This window comes from Methanosarcina sp. A14 (assembly GCF_001729375.1).
Classification (GTDB): domain Archaea; phylum Halobacteriota; class Methanosarcinia; order Methanosarcinales; family Methanosarcinaceae; genus Methanosarcina; species Methanosarcina barkeri.
In genome coordinates, this window is sequence record NZ_LZPK01000293.1 from 1 (window position 1) to 2,431 (window position 2,431).

At 46.7% G+C, this 2,431-nt stretch carries 1 protein-coding gene; it reads left to right on the top strand.

The annotated features are described in order from the left end of the window. Window positions 1-52: 52 nt before the first annotated feature. Window positions 53-2,380 (top strand): CDC48 family AAA ATPase, encoded by a 2,328-nt coding sequence (locus A9239_RS13265; RefSeq protein ID WP_048119164.1) that lies wholly within the window; start codon window positions 53-55, stop codon window positions 2,378-2,380. Window positions 2,381-2,431: the final 51 nt, after the last annotated feature.

Below are 2,431 nucleotides of genomic sequence, written 5' to 3' on the forward strand. Positions count from 1 at the left end.
ACTGCGTAAGTCCTAGTTATTATCAAAAAGACAACTATTTTCGGGATGATCTATGGAAGAAATACAGTTGAAGGTTGAAAAAGCATATCCTATCGACCTTGGAAGAGGAATTATCCGACTTGACCCTACAACTTTGCTGAAGCTTCAGCTCTCACCAGGCGACATCGTGGAAATAAGAGGTAAGAAAAAGACCACGGCAAAGGTATGGAGAGCTGACAGGCAGGACTGGGACCAGGGACTCGTGAGAATTGATAACTTCATCCGGCAAAATGCAGGCGTTTCCATAGGAGAGAAGGTAACTATCAAAAAAGTTGAAGCTCCGGAAGCAAAAAAGCTTGTTTTGGCGCTTCCTGAAAGCATGATGCAGGGGGGACCTGAACTTCAGTTTGGGGAACATGCAAATGAAATCATAAAACGGCATATTCTCAAAAGGCCGGTTTTCAGGGGGGACATCATTCCTATAATAAATTCGATGTCTCAGCCAATGACAGAATCCCTTACTACAAGCCAGGTAATCCCTCTGGTTGCTGTTGAGACTGACCCTGCAAACACGATTGTTCTTGTTACGGAAGCGACGCTTATCGAACTTCGTAAAAAGCCGGTTCAGGGGTATGAAAAAGCAACCCGGGGCGTGACTACTTATGAAGATATAGGAGGCCTCGGGGCTGAGATCATGCGTGTCCGGGAAATGATAGAGCTGCCCATGAAGCATCCTGAACTTTTCGCCCACCTTAATATCGAACCTCCGAAAGGAGTTATTCTCTATGGCCCACCCGGAACCGGAAAAACTCTGATTGCAAAAGCCGTAGCCAATGAATCCGGGGCAAGTTTCCATTACATTGCCGGCCCTGAAATTGTAGGGAAATTCTATGGAGAAAGTGAAGAAAGGCTAAGGAAGATCTTCGAGGAAGCAACTCAGGATGCGCCGTCGGTTATTTTTATTGATGAAATTGATTCCATTGCTCCTAAAAGAGAGAATGTAACAGGGGAAGTGGAAAGGCGTGTGGTCGCCCAGCTCTTGACTCTGCTTGACGGGATGGTAGAGAGAGGCCAGGTTGTGGTTATAGGAGCCACAAATCGTGTGGATGCGATTGATCCGGCACTCCGAAGACCAGGCCGCTTTGACAGAGAAATCCATATAGGTGTGCCTGATACCAAAGACAGATATGAAATCCTCCAGATCCATACCAGGGGTATGCCCATAGAAAGGGATGAGGAACCCGAGGAAATCGAAAAAGTCGAAACCGAAGCGGATGAAGCTGCCCTGGAGAGGGAAAGGAAAGAAAAGGCAGATAAATATCTGATGTATTTGGCTGAAAGGACCCAGGGGTTTGTAGGCGCAGATCTGCTGGCTCTTGTACAGGAAGCTGCCATGCGGTGCCTGAGGGAAAATCTGCCTGACCTTGATCTGGAAAATGAACCAGTTCCTCCTGAAAGGCTGGAAAAAATCGTTGTAACCAAGAAAAACTTTGAAGATGCCCTGATGGAGGCCGAACCCTCTGCTCTAAGAGAAATTTATGTTGAAATGCCCACAGTTAGCTGGAATGATGTTGGAGGGCTCGATGAAGCAAAGCAGTCCATTACTGAGGCTGTGGAATGGCCCATTAAAAATCCGGAAAAGTTCGCTCACATGGGTATAAAAGCTCCAAGAGGAATTTTGCTTTACGGCCCTCCAGGAACTGGAAAGACCCTGATAGCGAAGGCTGTTGCCAAAGAGTCAAATGCTAACTTTATAAGCGTCAAAGGGCCTGAGATTTTCTCAAAGTGGCTTGGAGAATCGGAAAAAGCTATCAGGGAGACCTTCAGGAAAGCACGACAGGTCGCTCCCTGTGTGATTTTCTTTGACGAAATTGATTCGATTGCTTCTATGCCAGGGATGGAATCTACTGACAGTCACACTTCTGAGAGGGTGCTTAACCAGCTTCTGACCGAGATGGACGGGCTTGAGTCTCTTAGAGATGTGGTGGTGATTGCCGCAACCAATCGCCCTAACCTTCTGGACCCTGCGATCCTGCGTCCAGGACGTTTTGACAGGTTGGTTTATATTGGTTCTCCTGACAAGAAAGGCAGGCTTAAAATCTTCAGGATCCATACAAAGGGTACACCTCTTGCTGATGATGTGGACCTTGAAGCCCTTGCCGACATAACTGAAGGGTATGTAGGTGCCGATATTGAGTCCGTTTGCAGGGAAGCCGTAATGATTGCCCTGAGGGAGAATTTCGATGCAGAATCTGTAGAAATGAGACACTTCAGGGAAGCTCTGAAGAAGGTAAAACCCACAATTACGGAGAATATCGCTCAGTTCTACGAAAAGATCGAGGCACAGTTTAAGGGAGGCCAGAGACTTACAGAAACAGCTGGCTATATCGGTTACAGGTAAAACTGCAGGCTAGAATTACATTTAAGGGTTACTGGTAAAAATTACAGGTAA

Excerpts from the sequence above, each read along its gene's own strand:
- A9239_RS13265 (WP_048119164.1), top strand. The coding sequence starts at position 53 with ATGGAAGAAATACAGTTGAAGGTTGAAAAAGCATATCCTATCGACCTT.